This is a genomic window from Saccharopolyspora rectivirgula DSM 43747, from assembly GCF_000497205.1.
In the GTDB taxonomy this organism is placed as follows: domain Bacteria; phylum Actinomycetota; class Actinomycetes; order Mycobacteriales; family Pseudonocardiaceae; genus Saccharopolyspora; species Saccharopolyspora rectivirgula.
In genome coordinates, this window is the sequence record NZ_AYJW01000073.1 from 1 (window position 1) to 17,924 (window position 17,924).

Below are 17,924 nucleotides of genomic sequence, written 5' to 3' on the forward strand. Positions count from 1 at the left end.
TCAGCCGGCTGTGCCTGGACCGCATCCGGTCCAGGCACAGCCGGCTGACCACCGTGGTCAACCACGCCCCCAGGTCGGCGATCTGGCTGCGGTCGGTGGCCGCCAGGCGCAGCCACGCCTCCTGCACCGCGTCTTCGGCGTCGGCCAGCATCCCGGTCAACCGGTAGCCGATGCCGATCAACCGGTTCCGGTGCCGGTCGAACTCCGCCGCCAGGTCCGCGTCGCTGAGGGTCACAGGGCGATTCTGGCCCAATGCGGACGGGAGCGGGGGATTTTCGGCGCAACCGGGGCGGGGACGGCGGCGGCGATCTCGTTCGGCCTAGACTGAGGCACGTGGCTGGCAGGATCCGGGAAAGTGACATCGCCGAGGTACGTGAGCGCAACCGGATCGACGAGATCGTCAGCGAATACGTGTCGCTGCGCAACGCCGGCGGTGGTGCGCAGAAGGGGCTGTGCCCGTTCCACGACGAGAAGACACCGTCTTTCAACGTGCGGCCCAGCCACGGCACCTTCCACTGCTTCGGTTGCGGGGAAGGCGGCGACGTCATCGCCTTCCTGATGAAGATCGAGCACCTCGGCTTCGTCGAGGCCGTCGAGCGGCTCGCCGACCGCGTGGGCATCCAGTTGACCTACGAGGGCGGCCGGCCGGGGCCGCAGCGGGACCGCGGCACCCGGGCGCGCATGGTCGAGGCGCACCGGATCGCTGCCGAGTTCTACGCCGAGCAGCTGCACTCCCCGGAGGCGCGGCCGGCGCGCGAATACCTGGCCGAGCGCGGTTTCGACCAGTCGGTGGCGGAGAAGTTCGGCTGCGGTTTCGCCCCCAGCGGCTGGGACCGGCTCACGAAACTGCTGCTGAGCAAGGGTTTCGAGCTCGACGAGCTGATCAAGTGCGGGCTGTCCCGGGAGGGCCGCCGCGGGCCGCTGGACCGGTTCCACCGCCGGCTGGTGTGGCCGCTGCGGGACCTCGGCGGGGACGTGATCGGCTTCGGGGCGCGCCGCATCTTCGACGACGACCCCATCGAGGCCAAGTACGTCAACACCTCGGCGACCCCGCTGTTCAACAAGTCCCAGGTGCTGTTCGGCATCGACCTGGCCAAGCGGGAGATCGCCAAACGCCGGCAGGCGGTGATCGTCGAGGGCTACACCGATGTGATGGCCATGCACATGGCCGGGGTGCCCACCGCCGTCGCCTCGTGCGGCACCGCGTTCGGCGACGAGCACATCGCGGTGCTGCGCCGGCTGATGATGGACGACGACACCTTCCGCGGTGAGGTGATCTTCACCTTCGACGGGGACGAGGCCGGGCAGAAGGCGGCGCTGAAGGCCTTCGAGGGCGAGCAGCAGTTCGCCAGCCAGACCTACGTGGCGATCACCCCCGACGGGCTGGACCCGTGCGAGCTGCGGATGGCCAAGGGGGACGCGGCGGTGCGCGACCTGGTGGCCCGGCGCCGCCCGCTGTTCGAGTTCGCCATCCGCAGCCTGCTCAACGAGTACGACTTGGACTCGGTGGACGGCCGGGTCGCCGCGTTGAAGCGCACCGTGCCGCTGGTGGCCCAGATCAAGGACACCGCCAGCCGGGACGGCTACGCCGCCAAGCTCGCCTGGTGGGCCGGTTGGAACGACGAGAACCAGGTGGTCCGGAACGACGAGAACCAGGTGGTCCGCTGGGTGCACGAGATGGCGGGCAAACCGGTGAAGAGCAAGCGCCGGCCGCGCCGCAACCCCGGCCAGCAGGCCCTGGGCATCGACGCCGACCTGCCGGCCAAGCCACCGGGGCACGATCCGCGCTGGGCGGAGCGGGAGGCGTTGAAGGCAGCGCTGCAGGTGCCCGCGCTGGCCGGCCCGCTCTACGACTCCCTGCCGGACGAGGCGTTCACCGAGCCGGCCTACGCCGAGCTGCACGGCGCGATCCTCGCCGCCGGCGGGACCGGGGCGGGGTTGAGCGGCACCGCACTGGTGGACGCGGTGGCGCAGCAGTGCCAGACCCAGGTGAGCCGCTCGCTGCTGACCCAGCTGGCGGTGGAGAAGCTGGAGCTGAAGGCGGTGGACGACCCCCGCTACGTGCACGCGGTGATCTTCCGCCTGCAGGAGCGGCTGGTGAGCCGGCAGATCGCGGACATCAAGTCCAAGGTGCAGCGGATGTCCCCAGTGGAGGACCCCGAGGAGTACAACGCGCTGTTCGGAGATCTGGTCGCGCTGGAGGGCTACCGGAAGGCGCTGCGGGAGAAGGCGGCCGGCTGATGGTGTTGCCCTGGCTGCGGCGACTGGTTTCCCGGCTCGGTGGGGCGGGGGAGCTCCCCGGTGATTTCCGCGGGGAACTCGCTGGCGGCGAGTACGTGCTCGCGGTGGCCCGGGCGGAGACCGGTCCGCTGGTGGCCACCAACTTGGGGCTGTGGTTGCCGGAGGGACGCCGCGTCGACTGGCACTTGATCAGCAAGGCGACGTGGCAGAACGGCGTGCTCGCGGTGGTCGAGGCCGAGGAGAGGCCGGTGGCCGAGGCCGTCGTGCTGCTGCAGGACCGCCCGGTGCAGCGGTTCCGGTTGACCACTCCGCGCCGGCTCCCGGACGTCGTGCACAAGAGGGTGACCGGCTCGGTGCGCTCGCGGCACCACCGGGAGCTTCCCGGCGGGGGAGTGTGGGTGGTGCAGCGCAAGCTCGCGGGCCGGAGCGGTGTCGTGCTGCAGGGGCGCCCGGATCCGGGGACCGACGAGGAAGCCGTGCTCGTGCTGCTCCGGGAGATCGCCGAGCGGCTGCCGCACGCGCCCGGCGAATGAGCCGGGTCCTGGTGGGTTTCGAGCAGCACTCGACCCGGGCTGATGTGTGCCCCATATCACTTGTCCTGGGAATCTTCCTTCGGGTGGGCGTGTTGTGCCACCAGGAGCCCCTCCGGCTCGCCGGTCAAGTCGATTACCAGCGGAAACGTGCCCGGTGATCGGTTGGAGGGGGGTGGTGCGAAAGCCCCTGGAGGGGTGCGCTAAAGTATTCCCCGTCAGCCCGAGAGGGCGGCGGAACAAAAGAGAACATTCCTCCGTAGCTCAATTGGCAGAGCATTCGGCTGTTAACCGAAGGGTTGCTGGTTCGAGTCCAGCCGGAGGAGCAGGAACGAAGCCCCAGGCCGATGCCTGGGGCTTCGTCGTGTTTGCGGTCCGATCTCCGGACTGCGTCCTCCGCGGCGGGGGTTGTGCGGCGCCCGAGCCGGAACGGGGGCGGCCGGCTCGGCGGGGAGGTCGCGCGGTGGTCTTCTCGGAGGAGGTCGACGGCAGGCCCGCCACGATTTCTTCGACCGTCTTGCGAAAGCCCTCGCTGCGGTGGAGCGCGATCGCGGTTTCCAGGTCTTCGGTGGTGTTGAGGAGCAGGAGCCGAGCTCGACCGCGTGCGAGTGGTCGAGCGCCGGCTGGAACTCGTCCGCGGCGCTCAGCGGCTCAGCGGGCCTTCGCGCTGTAGCCGAGCGGTCTGGTCGCGCGAGGAGCCGGCAGGTGAGGTTCGCGCACCGCCCGCGCGGGGCCCGGTGGGATCGGCGGCCGGTCCAGGGGCACGAGATCGTCCTCGTCCAGTTCGGTCCCGGTTTCCGCCGCGCAAGGGCTCGGCTCGCCCCGGTGGCGGGGTTCGGTGTTGTTCGCCACCGGGGAGCTCCCAGGAGGTGAGGAAGGGTCGCGCGCACCGCTCGGCCAGGAGGGTCTCCTCGTCGTCGGCTTCGGGGGGGCGAGGAGTGCGAGAGCCACCGTCAGCGCGGTGGTGATCGAGGGGACTTCGTCATCTGCACCTTCTGCCCGATCGGGAACTCTGCTGGTGCCGGCACCGCCGAGGCGGCGGCACTCGTTCCTCTGCTGCCCGCTTCGAGGGGCTCCGTGAATGGTCGGCGGTTCCAGTGCCCGGCTGCCGCTGATCAACTCCCCCGCGGGGACGGTGGGGGCAGGGGTGAGCGCGGTCAATCGCCACCTGAAGGCGGTGTTCCGGTCCTGCGGCTCCCTGGCTGGGCGGCCGCGGGAACGATTCCGGCTCTCACCGTCTGGGACGGGTCGAATGGATTCGACCGGTGTCGTGGATTGCTGGTGGGGGAAGGCGGGGGGAATTTCCTCTCCGGTTTTCCTGAACGGGGAGTTGCCTCCGGTGGGATTTCTTTCGCCCGGAGTCTGCGGGCGTCATCATTTCGCTGCTCGAAGCCGGCGCGATCCAGGACCCCTCTTGGGTGATCGAATGATCGGGGGAGGCGCTGAAAGTGGCTCTGAACTGCTGTTTTTCGCCCGAATGGCAGGCCCATTTCTACAATGGACGGAATTGTCGCCGGTGGTGGGCCGATGTGGCGGTTTCCGGGGAAGGCAGTAGACTGTAGGCAGGGCGGATGATCCGGTCTCTTCGGTCGATAACGTTCCTCTACCGCTTCCTCAACGGCTGAGTAGTTGATCTCGCAATTTTCAGTCGTTGGGGAGATCCTTGCTGGTAGGCGGTTGCAGGGCGGAGGTCTCATGAAGAGGCCGGTCGAATTGCTCGAGCGCGAACTAATTCGGTTCGCGGTTCGTTGACGCAACGAGACCGCTGTGGCAGCGCGTCTTCAGCACAGGGTTCGTGCTAGGGGTTCGATCAAGGACGGGGGAAGCGATGTCTGCGCCGGGAATTGAGAAGGAACCGCACTTCTCACTCGATCTGTCCGCGGTGTCCGAGCTGCCTAAGCCGGTCAAGGCGCTCGTCTATCTCGGCATGCTGGCGGTGATGACGGTGGCCGGGCTGGTCGCCCTGCTGGCCACCATCGCGATCATCGGGCAGCTGACCGGCGCTTTCGATATTTTCGCGATGATCAATTGAGCAGTCGATGATCAACTGAGTGGTGTCGGGGGGCCGGCGCGGGCAGGTGCGCGCTGGCCCTTTTCACGTCCGGAGCCTCGAACCCCGAACCCGCACCCCGACAGGCGAGCCGGAACGCCGGCTCGATACGATCGCTAGTACTGCGAACGGTTGTTGGGGCAGTAGCTCAGCAGGTCAGAGCAGCGGACTCATAATCCGTCAGGTCGTGGGTTCAAATCCCACCTGCCCCACGCTTCGCAGGTGGAGAGCTGCTCGGTGGTCCGAGCCGCGGGCCAGGTGCGCTTCGCGCGCACGGATCAAGATCTCTTCTGCGGGCTTCGCCCCGGGTGCTAACTGCCCTTTCACGTGCCGGCTCGCTCGTCCCCGTCTCCTGGTGATCGACTGCCTGGTGTCAGGTGATCGTTCGAGCGCTCAGTTCTGCCTCCGGCAGGGTGTTGTGCGTCGAGACCGGGGAGCAGCGCCGTTGGCATCTGCTCGGGCTCGTGGCACGTCTTCACCAACGACAGCAGCAGGAGTCGTCGGGGCCCGTTCTTGGGCCACGGGGTGGACGAGGGCCTCACGGGGATGGATGAGCTCGTAAAGGGGGTGCGGGCTGAGATCCACTGCTTCGAGGCCGGTGCCTCGGTTGGCCCCGCCAGGACGTCGGTCGCCGGGGGCGGTCCACGGTCGCAGCGGCCCTGGTTGTTCCCACGGGGCCGGCCGCCGTGGTCGTTGTCCAACGCTCCCGGCGCCGGGAGAGGGGCGTGGAGATCCTCTGCTCGGCGGCTTCGCGGGTTCGGGAGCGCAAGCCACGGCTTCGGGAGCATCCGACTGGGCCGAGCATCGCCGGGCGAGGGGTGGGCGGTTTGGGGATGGCTGCGGTGCACGACCGCGGAGCTTTGAGCTGAGCTCGCGGGCTGGGGCACCGACACCGAGGGGCTTGGACCGCGCCAACCGTTATGGCTAGCGCGGCTGCCCTACATCATTCCCATTGCTGTGGGAGGTCCGCTGCTTGCACAGCCGAGGCCGTTTCGAAGGGGCTCGGGTATTGGAATTGAGCTCATCGGGCTTGGTGGTGCAGGTTGGCGCTGACCTCCTTGGCCACTTTCGTGAGTGCCTCGCGCACTGTCTCGTTGCCGAGTGCTGCTGTTGAGCCGTCTGGTCCGATGGCTGTGCTGGTGAACCAGATGTCGACGATGATGTTCCCTTGCCGGAATTTCAGTTTGCCGAAGCTCCCGTTGGTGTCGAAGTACGCTTCGTCGCCGATGTCGTCCACGCTGCCTTTGCCGACCAGGCCGTCGCCCTGCCGTTCAAGGGCGAACACGTCGGTGGCTTGGTCCACCCCTGTTCTGTCGCTCCCCTCCAGGGCGTTGAACAGGTAGACCGTGAGGTGCAGGTCGCGCCAGTGCGGAACCACACCTTCTTGTGGAGGGGCTGGAAGGTCTTCGGGGCGATTCACCCAAGAGCAATCGTCGCTATCGGCAGTTCTTGTTTTCCCGGAGCCGTGGGGTTGCCCAACGACGCTTTGCATGGTTTCGCCTGAAACGAGATCGCAGGCGACCGGCAACTCCGTGAACGGGTCCTCCGCCGCGGGAGCGCTCGAGCAGGCTGTGATGGCGAGCAAAGCCCCAGCTGATGCCAATGCTGCAAAGGCCCGATTGCGTGTGACACGCATATGCTCACTACCTCGCTCGAACTTTCCAGCCTCCCGGGTCCACGGAAGAGCTAGGAATGGTTTCAGGTACTTTGAGATCAGCTATCGATTGTTTGATGTCCTGGCCCGCTGCGTTGTATTGATAAATCGTCATATTCATCTCGGTGATGACGTCGTTGCTATCTTCGACAAATTTCGCGATGGCGTCCGCGATTGGTTCGGCAATTCCTATGAGTGCCTCTTTGATGGTGGCGAGAATTCCGCCAGTGCAACTGATGATCGTTGCGTAGCAGTGGTTGACATAAGTCAGCAGGCGGTTGTAGAAATTCGTCATCGCTTCGGCCATGGCTTGCAGGTGATCAGCCATCTGCCCGAAGACGTTTCTTGCGTTGTCGAACACTTCCTCCAAATGGTCAACGTACAATTTGTAGCTGTCGAAAGCTCCGCCTTCCCAATATGCAGTCAGATCACTTCGCGAAGCCGTGATGGATTCGACGGACTGCGCTATTCCTGTCTTGGCCTGGTACCCCCAGGCGTTCACTCGATCTCGTATTGCTTCGGGGTGGCCGAAGAGATCACGAATGGTATCTATTATCTCCTTGACCGCATGTGCACCAAGCTTTTTGGCATATTCGAGTATCTTTTCCGCCTTTTCTTCCGGGAAGGGTTTTAAGGGAGAAAAAGGGCTTAAGGGTTCCATTCGGGTTCCTGCTTTCGGCGTCGGTCGTCACATGTTGTCGCGGAGGTAGCCGAACTCGGCGTAATAATCGGCGTCGCGGCTTTCGTACTCATGCGCTACGGCTTGAAGCTTCGTAGCGGCCTCTTCAAGGCGTTGTTGTCCTTCTTCAAGGACTCGCAAAGCCTCATCGAGTGCGAAGTTGTGATGCTGTATGGCGAAGGAAAGTCTTCCCAGCAATCCTAGAGCGTTCTCCTTCAGTTTCATTCCTTTGAGTGCTTTATGTGCGGTATCCCAAGCGTCTGAAGCCTCTTGGAGGAACCTCACGTTCTTTCTGATCGCCCCGGGAACGACCTCGAAGCCAGCCATGCCGATGTCCCCTTCTAGTGTTGCTCGCGAAAATGTCTGGCCTGCTCTTCGCCAGAATTCACTGCTTTGACGATTACCGCCCCTAGGGTTCGACCGTTGGTGAACCTCATCTGCTCAACATTGAGGTTGAGCTCAAGCAATTCTCCATAGGCGGAGAACACGGCTTGGCCGAGGTCGCTGTCCAGATCAACTTCTATTCTTTCAGATTTAGCCTGCTCCGCTTTTTCCAAAGATCGTTGCACTAGTTCCTCTGATAGGGCCAGCTCTTCGCGAATACGAGCTGTCGAAATTTCTGGCATCAATCAATCTCCAAACGAAGGAAGTAGTTCTGCGATCCTGGTGTTTGTGTCGTTGTTGGCCTTCTGGCGGGCGTCGGCAAGGGCGGCCATTACTTTTGGTCCTAGTCGCGCAGGATGACTTGAACGGATTTCTTCATTCGGAATGGTGAGCTCGTGCAGTCGACCTGTGCCGTCGACCAGTGCGTGCACAGATCCGTCTTCTGAAGATCCGGTGAATCTCCTGGTGGATGCGTCCTCTCTTAATTCACTCAGCTGGGTCTTCACCTCGTGCAATTTTTGCAGAGTTGGCTCCACGTCAGGGACATCGGGCATATGCACCTCTCACGGGTGGTGATTCCAATAGGTCAAATTGCGGGTGTTCTCGCTTTCGGGCGTGAGACGTTGTAGTAGATGGCAATACTGGTTTCCGCTGAAGAACCGCCCCTTTGTTTTGTTCCTGTCGACCTAGAACCCTGACCAGTGTGCTGCTAGGGCGTGGCTATCTCAGGAAAGTCGAGCAAGATCACTCGAATGGTCCAACGTGTCTGGTTGTTCTTGCCGAGTGGCACCAGTGCAGATCACCACTTCAAACGCAGTCTTGCCGTTCGTGCGGGTGAATTTCTTGTCTCCATGCAAAGGCGATCGTTGCTGGTGCGCCTGCCTGCCGTTTGGGTGTCCGACAGCCGGCCGCTGGGTGTGCGGTGCTATCGCTTCCGCAGCTTCCTCGCCGCGGAGACGGCACTCGGATGTGGAAGTGCTGGCCTCGTGCGTCGTCACTATCACACTCGTGGTGCTCGTCGTGTGTGTTGTCCGGCGCGATGGACCCTCACTTCGGCTGGTCGTAGACCGACGTTGGTTGTGTTGGGATGCCGTTCGGGGCGGCCGGAGCTTGTTGCGACAAGCGCAGGCGTGGGACGAGGTTCGCCCTTGATAGCTTGGGAAGGGCAAGCGAACAGCACTGCTCTCCACATCGGAGGGCTGGTTGTGCCATGTTGATCAGGATTCGAGTTCTTCTTCGTATTCCTAGCCGGTGGCTCGGCAAATTCTTAGAAGTTCGCGTACGGTTCGGTGCCTTCTTGCCGCGGAAGCCGGAGAACCGGGTGTCTTCCATCCATGATCGGCCCCTGCATCCAGATGGCGAAGATGGTCGCCTCGCTTCGTCGTAGCTGATGGGATCAGTCTGCTTGCGAGGCGGGAGGAGCCCGGATGCGGTAGCGACGAGCAGAAGGCATCGAGCGCGTCGTTGGTCTCGTTCCAGATAGGGTCCTGTCCGAGCTCTTCGGTGCTCGACGAAGTGCTGCCGAGGTAGAACCGACCCGTCGTTGCTGTGACTGAAGAAGTCACGGTGCTGAGCGTCCAGGGTGTCCCAGCCGTGTTTTCGCTGCTGCGAGCTGCTCGGTTGGGAGGCTCCCGACGGAGTTGGTCGTGGGGCGAGAACTCCTCGGTGGTCGCAGGGGTGCGGTGTAGTGCTGACCGTGCCGTGGGGTTCATCTTCAGATCTTGCTGGCTCGTGTTGATCAGCCGGACTTCCGCTTACCTGATGGCGGCTCGGGCGCATATCAGGCCGCAGTCCCGTCCCACTCACCCTGCGCTTCCGCAGCTCAGGGTGCGATTCTTCGGAGGCCACCGCACGTGGACTCGTGCTGGTGTCAGGTTGTTTGGCCTGTTTTGCGCACTAGCCCGGTGTAGCCGGCGACGAAGAGGGTGGCGAATGCCCAGCCGAGTGCTTGCAGGAGGTAGTTGGCCAGGTAGAGGACTTGGCCCCATGAGGTGGTGGCGGTGATTTGGCATTGTTTTCCGCCGCCGAGTTGTAGCACTGGCACCGAGGTGTCGATGGCCATGCCCAAGACTTCTGCCAGAGAGCATGATCTCTGGCACGGAACAAGATCATATTGGCCAGCGGCTGCCCGAGAGTGTTGTTCGCACGATACCATCGAACAGACCAACGCCCTTACCCGCGATGATCATCTTTGGGTAGGAGCGTCCTCGAATTGTGGACTCTCGACAGATTGGATTACCGCTCCGCTGCATGCCGCAGCCAGTGCTGAATGAGTGAAACCCACTCGCGAACAGGACACCTGCTGGAGGCATCGTTGTTCGCGAGTGAGCTCGGCCAATCGATAGCTGGATTGGGGTAGGGCTACCTGGAACTAGGCAGTCCTACCAGCTGTTGGTGCTAGAGATGCGGATACGCCAGTGCCTGCTGGGCTGTTCTCTTCAGAGTCGCTGAGTCAACATCACCGCTAGCGACCTCGGCTTCAGCGATGAGAACCGATGATCCGGCAAGTTTCGACGCGTAGTGCTGACCCGTGAACTCAACCCCCAGGTACTTCAGTTTTTGCTTGGCCAAGTCTTTGATGTTCCCTGTGCCGTTTCGATCTACCAGTTCCTTCAGTTCCTCGGCTTGTTCAGCGGTGGGCATGACGGTCTTGGAAATTGCGATCACGGTTTCGTTGCCATCGGTGTCCTGGGTGGCCAGCAGGACTCTGTGCAACTCCTGGCAAGGGTGCTCCAGGAAGAATCGCTGCACATCGCCGAATGAATGGATACCGCATGACTTGTCGGTGTCCGAAGCTTCCTGGGTGAACGTGGTTCCTTGGATCTCCCAAGCCTTCGTTTCCTGGTCGACTTCATTTTCTCCGCTGCTGAGCCTCCACCCCACCAGGGCAATGATGACCGCAGCGGCGACTACTACCCCGAAGGGGAGTGAATTGTTGCTGGAGCGTGATGGATTTCGGCGATAGTGTGCCCTGACTCGTGTTCCGTCCCGCCTGAAGTATTCCTTGACTCGATGGTAACACTCCACTTCTCCCCCTAAGCGTGCAAAAAAGCTCAAGCAGATAAGTGGTTGCTCAACTGCTGTCTCTCGAAGAGTTGGAGTTGCTTCGGCGTTCTGGTCGGGTTCAAGGAATCAGGCGGCTGCTTGCCAGTGCACGAGGTATTTGGCTGCTTCGGCTTCGAGGTAGGCGTCCAGATCACCGCGGTTGGTGTTCTTCCGCAGCTTGTGCAGTTTCCCCCTCCGCACGTCGAGCACGGCTGGCGCCGCCCCGGGCAGCATCTCGTCGCTCTCGAGCTCGAGGATGCGCAGCGCGGGGTAGGCGTCTTCCGCGGTGAGTTCGGGTTCTTTGAGGTACGGCAGCACGAGTTCGGTGCGCCCGTTGCGGTAGCGCAAACCCAGGCACCCCTGGTCGGGGATGTTGATGGTCAGCTGCCCGCACTGCCAACGCCCCGAGGAGATGGGCACTCCGGTGCCCCGGGTTTTGCCCCACCACTGGAGGAATCCCGCCCGCAGGGCTTCGAAGTGGCTCCGCTGCACCGGCCGGGCTTTGGCCACGGTCCTGGTCAGCACACGTTCCGGATCCGGGGAATTCACCGCGCGCCGCAGCGCCGCCCGGAACGGGCCGTAGAACGCCGAAGCCCGGCGATCCGGATCCAAGTACATGGTGCGTTGTGCTTTGACGAGGTTCACGCAGCCGCGCGTGTTGCTGCGCGTGTAGTCAAGGAAAGCGGCGAGACCGATCTGGACGCTGTCGCTGCTCACGTGCTCCCTCTCGTCGACGGAAGAAGCAGCACCCCAGCCACATCGAGTGAAGTCGCCGACAGTCCTATTGACACAGATCGAACGACCTCTCTACTCTCTGACTCGGAATTAAAGTGGTGGAGTGTGCTTCCGGGTTGGCGACCCGTGGTACATTGTATCGACTTCTACTGATTTTTCGATCTTCCATTCGGGCGTGATCGCCCCCTCATCCGCATGGCCCAAAGGTGCTTTCCGTTCGAAGTTTTCCGGCTCGCGTTGAGCTTTTCGGCGAAGCGCTGACCAGCTGATCGTCAGGGCGACTTCGCAGCAGCTGCGGAATCCGAAACTCGAGGCGCCGCTGGTTCTCCCGCGCCCAGGTGCGTCGAGATTCCTGGAATTGTGCCCAGCAGGCCAATGTCCACCGCTGTTCGGAGCAATCGGTGTGCCGTTCGTCAATCAAGATCACCTGTATTGCGGTGCTCGCGGATGACGCGGTGGGCAAAGCTGATCTTGTGCATGAGAGCGAGAACGACGGGGACTCCCATCGGGAGGAGGCGGAAAAGTTCGCCGAACCCTTCATAGGTCGCAACCTGCGCGTCGGCCTCAAGTGCAAGGTGCACAAAGCCAAAATCGTCAGGCGGAACGGCATACCGCAGCCCACCCCGGTCTGCGGGCAACCGCTCAGCCGGTATCCGAGAGCCGACTGGGAAGCGGTCGACTTGCCCATCACCTGCAGGAAATGCCAGAACTTGGCCGGACGACCCGAGGGGCCCGCCCGGAAGAAGCCCGAAGCAGCGGAAGCTCAACTGCCGTTGTTCCTCACCGCCGAAGAGCAGTAGGCGCTCGCGAACAACCTGCTATCGCGAGACGCCCGGTGGGGTTTCGCTGATGGACCAGTACTCCACGAACTCGTCGCGGCCGCGGCGCAGGATGTCGTGCCCGTGGAACCGCACCGGCCGCTGCGCGTGGTGACCGCGGGCCACCCAGCGGGCGGCCACCAGCTCGCCCTGCACGATCGGGCCCACCACCAGCTCGAAGACCAGGTCGTCGTCGAACATGGCGCGTCCTTGCCGGATGACGTCGGCGAGCTGGGCCGGCCCGCGCACGAACCCCATCCGGTGCGGCCAGTGCCCCACGAAATCCGGCGAGACCACGCTGGCGGCGGTGGTTTCCAAGTCCTCCAGGTCACCGCCCCACAGCTCGTGCAGCCAGCGCGAATACAGTTCAGCGCTCATGTCGCGTCCTCTTCCCGAACTCCGCTGAGCTCCCAACATCCCACTCCGCGGGGGAAACGGCAGCACGCCGAACCCGGGGAGCCCGCTGCTTCCGAAGCGGGCAGCGCGGGCGAGACCTCCAGCGACCGACTCGCGCCGGGCGAGGAGAGCGGTGACAACGCGCTGTTCCAGGAGAAAAGCGGAAAACAGCGCGTTTCACCCCTTCAGGTGAAACCGATCTTTTACAATCAGGCCTCCGCCGGAACGATCAGAGGGGAGCGCGGGTGGGCGGATACCGGGTTGACATGCCGGAACTGGGCCGGTTCATCACCGATCTGTCGACAGCGGCGGAGAAGATCAGCGAGGCGAACAAGCGGCTGCGCGAAGCCGAGCTGTCCGCGCTGGGCAACGCGGACATCGAGAAAGCCGGCAAGGACTTCCAGGAGAGCTGGGAGTACGGCACCGGCAAGTTGGCCGAGACGACCGACAAGGTCACCGGACTGCTGCGGGCCGCCAAGGAGCACTACGCCCAACTCGAAGAAGAAGTGTCCGAGCTCTTCCAGGCCCACACCCAGGCGCTGTCGGACAGCACCGCCCCGGACAGCAAGATCATGTCGGCGCTCGAGGGGACGGAATGAGCACGCGCGACTTCGACGCCCTGGGATTCGACCCGGCCCCGGGCGAGCCGGAGAAGATCACCGCCTTGGCGGACCGCTATCGCAGAGTGGCCGAATCACTGGGGGAAGCCCACGAAGCGCTCTCCCGCATCGGCAACTCCGACGGGCTGTGGCAGGGGAAAGCGGCGGAAGCCTTCCGCGGAACCGTCAACGACCTGCCCGATCTGCTGGATCGAGGCCAGCGGTCGCTGCGGGCGGCGGGCGAGGCCCTGCACGGCTGGCAAGCCGACCTCGAAGTCATGCAGCGGCAGGCCGCCGAGCTGGAGAGCAGGGCCGAGGCCGCCAAGAAACGAGCTGAGCGCGCCGAACGAAACCCGGACCTCGGCCTGGCCGGCCAGGAGTTCCCCGACGAGCAGTCCCTGCGCAACGCCCAGGCCAGGTTGGACGCGGCCGTCGCCGAGCTCAACGCCGCCCGGAACGAGGTGGCGGAAATCCTGGAGCAGGCCAAGCGCCTGCACGCGCAGCACACCGAGATCGCCGAAGAAGTGGCCCGTGCGCTGCGCAAGGCCCAGGAACTGGCGCCGGACGAACCCGGGCTGCTGGAGCGGATCGGCAGCGAGCTCGGGGAGCTGCTCGGCGATTCGATCGAGGCGATCGGTGACGCCCTGGGCGAGCTGGCCTCCGGGGCGTGGCAGCTGGTCAAGGACAACGCCAACCTGATCGCGAACCTCGCCGACCTGGCCGCCGACCTGAGCGTGATGGTCGGGCTGGTCGGGGACATCGTGGGGCTGGTGCCGCCCAACCCCATCACCGAAGGCATCGCGATGGCGCTCGGTGGGGCGTCGCTGGTCCTCCAGGTCGGCGCGCTGGGCGGGCACGCCCTGGCCCGGGCGGCCGGTGGGGACGTGCCGGACGAGGTGCTGGCGGCCGACGCGCTGGGCGTGGTGACCGGAACCGTCGGCATGATCCCGGTGGTCGGCTCGGAGGTCAGCCTCGCACTCGACGTCGGCCAGCTGGCCGGCTGGGGCGTCGCCGATGCCGCCAGCGGCGGGGAACTGACCACTTTCTTCGACGACCTGCAGGACTACTGGGTGCCGAAGAACCCGGCGCAGATGATCATGGGGCCCGCCGCACCACTGTGGAACGCCATCGAATCCGGCATCGAAGAAGACCAGCAGGCGAAGAGCAAAGCGTAAGGGGACGCCGGCATGCTCAACATCCAGCTCGAGTACCCGCCCGGGTTCGCCGGCCTGTCCATCGCCGGCACTACCGAGCAGCAGCTGCGGGAACGGGCCCAGTCGCTGGTGAACGCGGCCGCCCAGCACGGCGACATCGACCCCGCCGAGCTGACCGACCAGCTCATGGCGGTGTGCGAGCGGCTCAACCGGTTCCGCATCCTGGTCTTCGGCGCGTTCCCGACGCAGACCGCCCAACCGGCCACGGCGACGATGACCTTGGCCAGCGCCCCGCTGCGGAACGCGGAAGGCGTGGCCACCGGGCGCGATGCGCGTTCCGCCCTGGCCACGGCCTTGCTGGAGGAGTACCAGCGGCGCCACCCGCACGCCGACGCAAGGGTGGTGCGGCTCCCGGCGGGGCCGTCCATCGCCGCGGTGCACCACGGGGAGCTGAGGCTGCCGGCCGGCGAGTTCGGGCTCTCCCAAGACGAGGTCCGCCCCGTCTACCGGGCGGAGTTCCAGTTCGTCTCCCCGGACGCCCGGCAGCTGGCGGTCTTGGACGTCACCACCGGTAGCGCTGACGGATGGGAGTACGTGGCCGGGCAGGCCGCCCGCACGGCGCGGAGCTTGCGTTTCGCCGAACAGGACGAAGAAGGGTGAGCGATGCGTGCGTTCCAGTACCTGCTGGCGCAGGACCACGCGACGGCCGCCAGTCCGCTGTTCATCGCGGTCGCGTGCGTGGTGCTGGTCGGTGGCTGCACGGCGCTGGCGCTGGTGTTGATGCGCAACCGGTTCAAGAACCCCGGGGAGCAGGAGCGGCTCATCGCCCAGCACTTCGACGGCCGTCCCGAGGTGTACTTGAACAAGGCGCACTGGTCGATCGGTGAGGAGCAGATCCGGCGGATCGCCCACGAACACGGCTACCAGCCGGCGCCCAGCCCGTACCGGGCGCTGGCGTTCCGGCGGTTCCGGTAGCGCTGTCTTCGAGGAAGCGTGCCCACAGGTGCTCGCGTAGCGTTAATCGAGTGGAGGAGCAGCAAGTCCGGGATCTGCCGTTCGAGGAGATGTGGCTGCAGGCGCAGGGCCCCCTTGCAGTGCTCGACGTAAACGGGATCACCGTGGAAGTCAACCCGGCCATGTGCCGGATGCTCGGGGCCGAGCGGGAGCAGCTGCTGGGCATCCGGGCGGCCGAGGTGGTGCACTCGGCCGACCTGGGAGCGATCCGGAAGAACATCGAGCAGCTGGTGGAGAAGAGCGTCGACCCGCTGCCCGTGGAGATCAGGCTGCTGCACTCCTCCGGCCGGGTGATGTGGGGGTTGATCCAGCCCTCCCTGGTGCGGACCAGGGAAGGGGAACCGCGGTACCTGGTCTACCAGGTGCTCGACATCAGCGAGCTGCGGGCCCTGCAGCTGCTGTGGCGGCGCACCATGAGCAACGCCCCCATCGGCATGGGGTTGATGAGCCTGGACGGCCGCTGGACGGAGATCAACGACAAGGTCTGCGACATGGTGGGCCACGGCCGGGACGTGCTGCTCGGTCGACCGTTCAGCGACCTGGTGGACGACCCCGACGACAAACGCGCCCTGCAAGAGGCGCTCACCCGTTTGCAGCGCGACGAAGAGACCTCGGTGACCCTGGAGGCCAGGCTCCGCCACGCCCTCGGGCACACCTTCTGGATGCTCATCCGGCTGATCGCGATCCCCGGGCCGGACGACCGGCCCGCCTACCTGGTGGGGCAGTGCGAATCCCTCGGCGGCGGGGACGTCCGGATCAGCCAGGACCGGTTCGCCGAACTGACCCGGATGGCCCTGCACGACCCGCTCACCGGCCTGGCCAACCGCACCTTGCTGGTGGACCGGTTGGAGGACGAGCTCGGCGAGCTGGAGAGCAAACCCGGGGTGCTGGCGGTGATGGTCATCGACGTCGACGGGTTGAAACCGGTCAACGACCAGTTCGGCCACCGGGCCGGGGACGAGATGTTGAAGGCAGTGTCCGAGAAGCTCACGGCGACGGTGCGGTCCCAGGACACCGTCGCCCGGATCGGAGGCGACGAGTTCGTGGTGCTCACCAAGGTCGGCACCTCGGAGGAGGCCGAGGTGATGCGCCAGCGGCTCCGCAGCGAACTGGTGACCGACGTGGCCGCGGTCGGTCAGCTCTTCCAGATGAGCGCCAGCGTCGGCCTGGCCACCACGCGGGATCCGGAAGCGTCGGTGAGCGCTCTGCTGGCCAAGGCCGACCTCGACATGTACCGGGCCAAGCGCAGCCGGTCCGGTGCTTAGCCCCTGGCGGGTCGCGCGTTCGCGGCCTGCACGAACTCCTTGAACTCCGCGGGCGGCAGTGGTTTCGAGAACAGGTAGCCCTGGTAGGCGTCCACCCCGATGTCCTGGAGCAGCCGGTGCTGATCGGCGTCTTCGACGCCTTCGGCGATGCACTCGCGTCCCATGGTGTGGGCCAATTCCACCATCGCCCGGGTGATGCCCAGGTCCATCGGGTCCGTCCCGATGCCGGAGACGAACTTCCGGTCGAGCTTGAGGATCTGGGTGTTCATGTCCTTCAACCGGGCCAGCGAGGAGTACCCGGTGCCGAAGTCGTCCATGGCGAACCGGACCCCGATCCGGGTGAGCTCGGACATCGCCTGTTGGGCGGTTTCGGGCAGCTCGGCCAGCGTGGTCTCGACGACTTCCAGCACCACCTGTTCGGGCTTCGCGCCGCTTTCGGAGATCGCGGCCAGGATCTCCTCGTCGAAGCCCGGCATGTCCGGGCGAAGTCCGCCGAGGTTCACCGAAATGCTGATCGGCTCACCGTCGGGGCCGGTCCAGTGGGACGCTTCGCGCAGGGCGGTGCGCAGGATCCGGCGGTCGAGGTCGCGCAGCAGATCCCCTTGGGCCGCCACCCGCAGCACCTGGGGCGGTGGCAGCGGGGCCTCGTCCGACTTGGGGGACCAGCGCAGCAGCGCTTCCGCCAGCACCACCGAGCCGTCGTTGTCCACGATCGGCTGGTAGTGCATGGTGATGGAGTCGTTGTGGATGGCGTGGCGCAGCTGTTCTTCCAAGGTCAGTTGGCTCGCCGCCGTCGAGGCCAGCACGGGATCGGCCCGCTCCACGAACCCCTGTCCGCGCTGCTTGGCCTCGAACATCGCCGCGTCGGCGTAGCGGACGAGTTCTTCCCCGGTGGTGCGGTCGTTCTCCACCACGGCCGCCCCGATGGAAGCCGACACCTTGATCAGCCGACCGCGCACCGGCACCACGGTGTGCAGGATCTTGGCGATCTGGGCGGTGAGGGCTCGCATGCCGCCGGCTTCCTGGACGTCGGAGCAGACGACGAGGAACTCGTCCCCGTAGAAGCGGGCCGGGGTGCACGTCGGCGGGAGCCCGTTCGTCAACCGCTGGGCCAGCGCGGAGAGCAGTTCATCGCCGCCCTCGTGCCCCAGCGAGTCGTTGACCCGCTTGAAGTTGTCCAGATCGGCGGCGAACACCGCGATGCGGTTGACGAACTGCGCGCTCGGCAGCGAGGTGATCGCGGCGGGCCTGTACGTCAAGTTCTGGTACCCGCAGCTGCCGTTATGGGTGCCGGTCGTGGCGTTCTCGGTGATCATGCTCGGCGTGACCCTGCCGCGGGCAGAAGTCGACGTCATGATCG

General features: G+C 65.1%; 21 protein-coding genes and 2 tRNA genes. 11 read left to right on the forward strand and 12 right to left on the reverse strand.

Going from position 1 to position 17,924, the window contains the following annotated elements; all coding sequences use genetic code 11:
- Positions 1 to 235 (reverse strand): sigma factor (locus SREC43747_RS0116515; protein WP_029722432.1); only part of this gene is annotated, 235 nt, incomplete at its 3' end.
- A 98-nt stretch (positions 236 to 333) separates the two neighbouring features.
- Here SREC43747_RS0116515 and dnaG point away from each other — a divergent pair.
- The 3 genes from dnaG (at position 334) to SREC43747_RS0116535 (ending at position 3,097) form a co-directional block, all read left to right on the forward strand.
- Positions 334 to 2,241: a DNA primase gene (gene dnaG / locus SREC43747_RS0116520; protein ID WP_029722433.1), complete on the forward strand. Its 1,908-nt coding sequence runs from the start codon at positions 334 to 336 to the stop codon at positions 2,239 to 2,241.
- On the forward strand, positions 2,241 to 2,774 hold the full coding sequence (locus SREC43747_RS0116525) for a hypothetical protein (protein ID WP_236623238.1): 534 nt from the start codon (positions 2,241 to 2,243) through the stop codon (positions 2,772 to 2,774). Before dnaG ends, SREC43747_RS0116525 begins: the two co-directional genes overlap by 1 nt.
- Before the next feature lie 250 nt (positions 2,775 to 3,024).
- Positions 3,025 to 3,097: transfer RNA gene (locus tag SREC43747_RS0116535), tRNA-Asn, on the forward strand.
- Positions 3,098 to 3,422: 325 nt separating this feature from the next.
- Here SREC43747_RS0116535 and SREC43747_RS0116540 read toward each other — a convergent pair.
- Entirely contained in the window at positions 3,423 to 3,623 is a 201-nt protein-coding gene (locus SREC43747_RS0116540; protein WP_029722435.1) for a hypothetical protein, read from the reverse strand.
- Positions 3,624 to 4,599: 976 nt separating this feature from the next.
- Between SREC43747_RS0116540 and SREC43747_RS0116545 the strand changes: the two genes are divergently transcribed.
- Both SREC43747_RS0116545 and SREC43747_RS0116550 read left to right on the forward strand, forming a co-directional pair.
- Complete coding sequence (locus tag SREC43747_RS0116545) at positions 4,600 to 4,803, forward strand: hypothetical protein (protein ID WP_029722436.1); 204 nt, start codon at positions 4,600 to 4,602, stop codon at positions 4,801 to 4,803.
- Between the two features lie 155 nt (positions 4,804 to 4,958).
- Positions 4,959 to 5,033: transfer RNA gene (locus tag SREC43747_RS0116550), tRNA-Ile, on the forward strand.
- Between the two features lie 809 nt (positions 5,034 to 5,842).
- Here the strand turns inward: SREC43747_RS0116550 and SREC43747_RS21150 are convergent.
- The 8 genes from SREC43747_RS21150 to SREC43747_RS0116585 all read right to left on the reverse strand — a co-directional run bounded on the left by SREC43747_RS21150 (position 5,843) and on the right by SREC43747_RS0116585 (position 11,300).
- Complete coding sequence (locus SREC43747_RS21150) at positions 5,843 to 6,406, reverse strand: hypothetical protein (RefSeq protein ID WP_152528448.1); 564 nt, start codon at positions 6,404 to 6,406, stop codon at positions 5,843 to 5,845.
- 58 nt (positions 6,407 to 6,464) lie between these two features.
- Positions 6,465 to 7,136 carry a WXG100 family type VII secretion target gene (locus tag SREC43747_RS20705; protein ID WP_081722648.1) on the reverse strand — a complete coding sequence of 224 codons (672 nt, stop codon included), beginning with the start codon at positions 7,134 to 7,136 and terminating at the stop codon, positions 6,465 to 6,467.
- Positions 7,137 to 7,163: 27 nt separating this feature from the next.
- Positions 7,164 to 7,481, reverse strand: coding sequence for a hypothetical protein (locus tag SREC43747_RS20710; RefSeq protein WP_081722649.1), 318 nt, complete (start codon positions 7,479 to 7,481; stop codon positions 7,164 to 7,166).
- Between the two features lie 14 nt (positions 7,482 to 7,495).
- Positions 7,496 to 7,780, reverse strand: a complete 285-nt coding sequence (locus SREC43747_RS21155; protein ID WP_152528449.1) for a hypothetical protein — start codon at positions 7,778 to 7,780, stop codon at positions 7,496 to 7,498.
- 3 nt (positions 7,781 to 7,783) lie between these two features.
- The gene (locus SREC43747_RS22315) at positions 7,784 to 8,092 is read right to left on the reverse strand and encodes a YbaB/EbfC family nucleoid-associated protein (protein ID WP_081722650.1); all 309 of its coding nucleotides are present in this window, start codon (positions 8,090 to 8,092) and stop codon (positions 7,784 to 7,786) included.
- A gap of 1,316 nt (positions 8,093 to 9,408) precedes the next feature.
- Complete coding sequence (locus SREC43747_RS21160; RefSeq protein WP_029722439.1) at positions 9,409 to 9,600, reverse strand: hypothetical protein; 192 nt, start codon at positions 9,598 to 9,600, stop codon at positions 9,409 to 9,411.
- Positions 9,601 to 9,935: 335 nt separating this feature from the next.
- Positions 9,936 to 10,421 carry a hypothetical protein gene (locus SREC43747_RS0116580; RefSeq protein ID WP_051388102.1) on the reverse strand — a complete coding sequence of 162 codons (486 nt, stop codon included), beginning with the start codon at positions 10,419 to 10,421 and terminating at the stop codon, positions 9,936 to 9,938.
- 249 nt (positions 10,422 to 10,670) lie between these two features.
- Positions 10,671 to 11,300, reverse strand: a complete 630-nt coding sequence (locus tag SREC43747_RS0116585; RefSeq protein WP_029722441.1) for a hypothetical protein — start codon at positions 11,298 to 11,300, stop codon at positions 10,671 to 10,673.
- A gap of 419 nt (positions 11,301 to 11,719) precedes the next feature.
- Between SREC43747_RS0116585 and SREC43747_RS0116590 the strand changes: the two genes are divergently transcribed.
- Entirely contained in the window at positions 11,720 to 12,118 is a 399-nt protein-coding gene (locus SREC43747_RS0116590; RefSeq protein ID WP_152528450.1) for a hypothetical protein, read from the forward strand.
- A gap of 18 nt (positions 12,119 to 12,136) precedes the next feature.
- On the opposite strand, the gene SREC43747_RS0116595 is transcribed toward SREC43747_RS0116590, so the two are convergent.
- Positions 12,137 to 12,514, reverse strand: coding sequence for a nuclear transport factor 2 family protein (locus SREC43747_RS0116595; RefSeq protein WP_029722444.1), 378 nt, complete (start codon positions 12,512 to 12,514; stop codon positions 12,137 to 12,139).
- A gap of 263 nt (positions 12,515 to 12,777) precedes the next feature.
- Here SREC43747_RS0116595 and SREC43747_RS0116600 point away from each other — a divergent pair, with 263 nt between their 5' ends.
- From SREC43747_RS0116600 to SREC43747_RS0116620, 5 genes are read left to right on the forward strand one after another with little or no spacing between them, the layout of a single operon-like run.
- Positions 12,778 to 13,131 (forward strand): DUF6317 family protein, encoded by a 354-nt coding sequence (locus tag SREC43747_RS0116600; RefSeq protein WP_152528451.1) that lies wholly within the window; start codon positions 12,778 to 12,780, stop codon positions 13,129 to 13,131.
- The gene (locus tag SREC43747_RS0116605) at positions 13,128 to 14,306 is read left to right on the forward strand and encodes a putative T7SS-secreted protein (protein WP_029722446.1); all 1,179 of its coding nucleotides are present in this window, start codon (positions 13,128 to 13,130) and stop codon (positions 14,304 to 14,306) included. The genes SREC43747_RS0116600 and SREC43747_RS0116605 overlap by 4 nt, the downstream gene beginning before the upstream one ends.
- 12 nt (positions 14,307 to 14,318) lie before the next feature.
- Positions 14,319 to 14,945: a hypothetical protein gene (locus SREC43747_RS0116610; protein WP_029722447.1), complete on the forward strand. Its 627-nt coding sequence runs from the start codon at positions 14,319 to 14,321 to the stop codon at positions 14,943 to 14,945.
- Positions 14,946 to 14,948: 3 nt separating this feature from the next.
- The gene (locus SREC43747_RS0116615) at positions 14,949 to 15,260 is read left to right on the forward strand and encodes a hypothetical protein (RefSeq protein WP_029722448.1); all 312 of its coding nucleotides are present in this window, start codon (positions 14,949 to 14,951) and stop codon (positions 15,258 to 15,260) included.
- Between the two features lie 50 nt (positions 15,261 to 15,310).
- A complete protein-coding gene (locus SREC43747_RS0116620) occupies positions 15,311 to 16,564 on the forward strand; it encodes a GGDEF domain-containing protein (RefSeq protein WP_029722449.1) in 1,254 nt (417 codons plus the stop codon).
- Here SREC43747_RS0116620 and SREC43747_RS0116625 read toward each other — a convergent pair.
- Positions 16,561 to 17,919, reverse strand: coding sequence for a putative bifunctional diguanylate cyclase/phosphodiesterase (locus tag SREC43747_RS0116625; RefSeq protein ID WP_081722651.1), 1,359 nt, complete (start codon positions 17,917 to 17,919; stop codon positions 16,561 to 16,563). The two genes, SREC43747_RS0116620 and SREC43747_RS0116625, sit on opposite strands and share 4 nt — an antisense overlap.
- Positions 17,920 to 17,924: the final 5 nt, after the last annotated feature.

Excerpts from the sequence above, each read along its gene's own strand:
- SREC43747_RS0116525 (WP_236623238.1), top strand. The coding sequence starts at position 2,241 with ATGGTGTTGCCCTGGCTGCGGCGACTGGTTTCCCGGCTCGGTGGGGCG.
- SREC43747_RS0116545 (WP_029722436.1), top strand. The coding sequence starts at position 4,600 with ATGTCTGCGCCGGGAATTGAGAAGGAACCGCACTTCTCACTCGATCTG.
- SREC43747_RS20705 (WP_081722648.1), bottom strand. The coding sequence starts at position 7,136 with ATGGAACCCTTAAGCCCTTTTTCTCCCTTAAAACCCTTCCCGGAAGAA.
- SREC43747_RS20710 (WP_081722649.1), bottom strand. The coding sequence starts at position 7,481 with ATGGCTGGCTTCGAGGTCGTTCCCGGGGCGATCAGAAAGAACGTGAGG.
- SREC43747_RS21155 (WP_152528449.1), bottom strand. The coding sequence starts at position 7,780 with ATGCCAGAAATTTCGACAGCTCGTATTCGCGAAGAGCTGGCCCTATCA.
- SREC43747_RS22315 (WP_081722650.1), bottom strand. The coding sequence starts at position 8,092 with ATGCCCGATGTCCCTGACGTGGAGCCAACTCTGCAAAAATTGCACGAG.
- SREC43747_RS21160 (WP_029722439.1), bottom strand. The coding sequence starts at position 9,600 with ATGGCCATCGACACCTCGGTGCCAGTGCTACAACTCGGCGGCGGAAAA.
- SREC43747_RS0116595 (WP_029722444.1), bottom strand. The coding sequence starts at position 12,514 with ATGAGCGCTGAACTGTATTCGCGCTGGCTGCACGAGCTGTGGGGCGGT.
- SREC43747_RS0116605 (WP_029722446.1), top strand. The coding sequence starts at position 13,128 with ATGAGCACGCGCGACTTCGACGCCCTGGGATTCGACCCGGCCCCGGGC.
- SREC43747_RS0116610 (WP_029722447.1), top strand. The coding sequence starts at position 14,319 with ATGCTCAACATCCAGCTCGAGTACCCGCCCGGGTTCGCCGGCCTGTCC.
- SREC43747_RS0116615 (WP_029722448.1), top strand. The coding sequence starts at position 14,949 with ATGCGTGCGTTCCAGTACCTGCTGGCGCAGGACCACGCGACGGCCGCC.
- SREC43747_RS0116625 (WP_081722651.1), bottom strand. The coding sequence starts at position 17,919 with ATGACGTCGACTTCTGCCCGCGGCAGGGTCACGCCGAGCATGATCACC.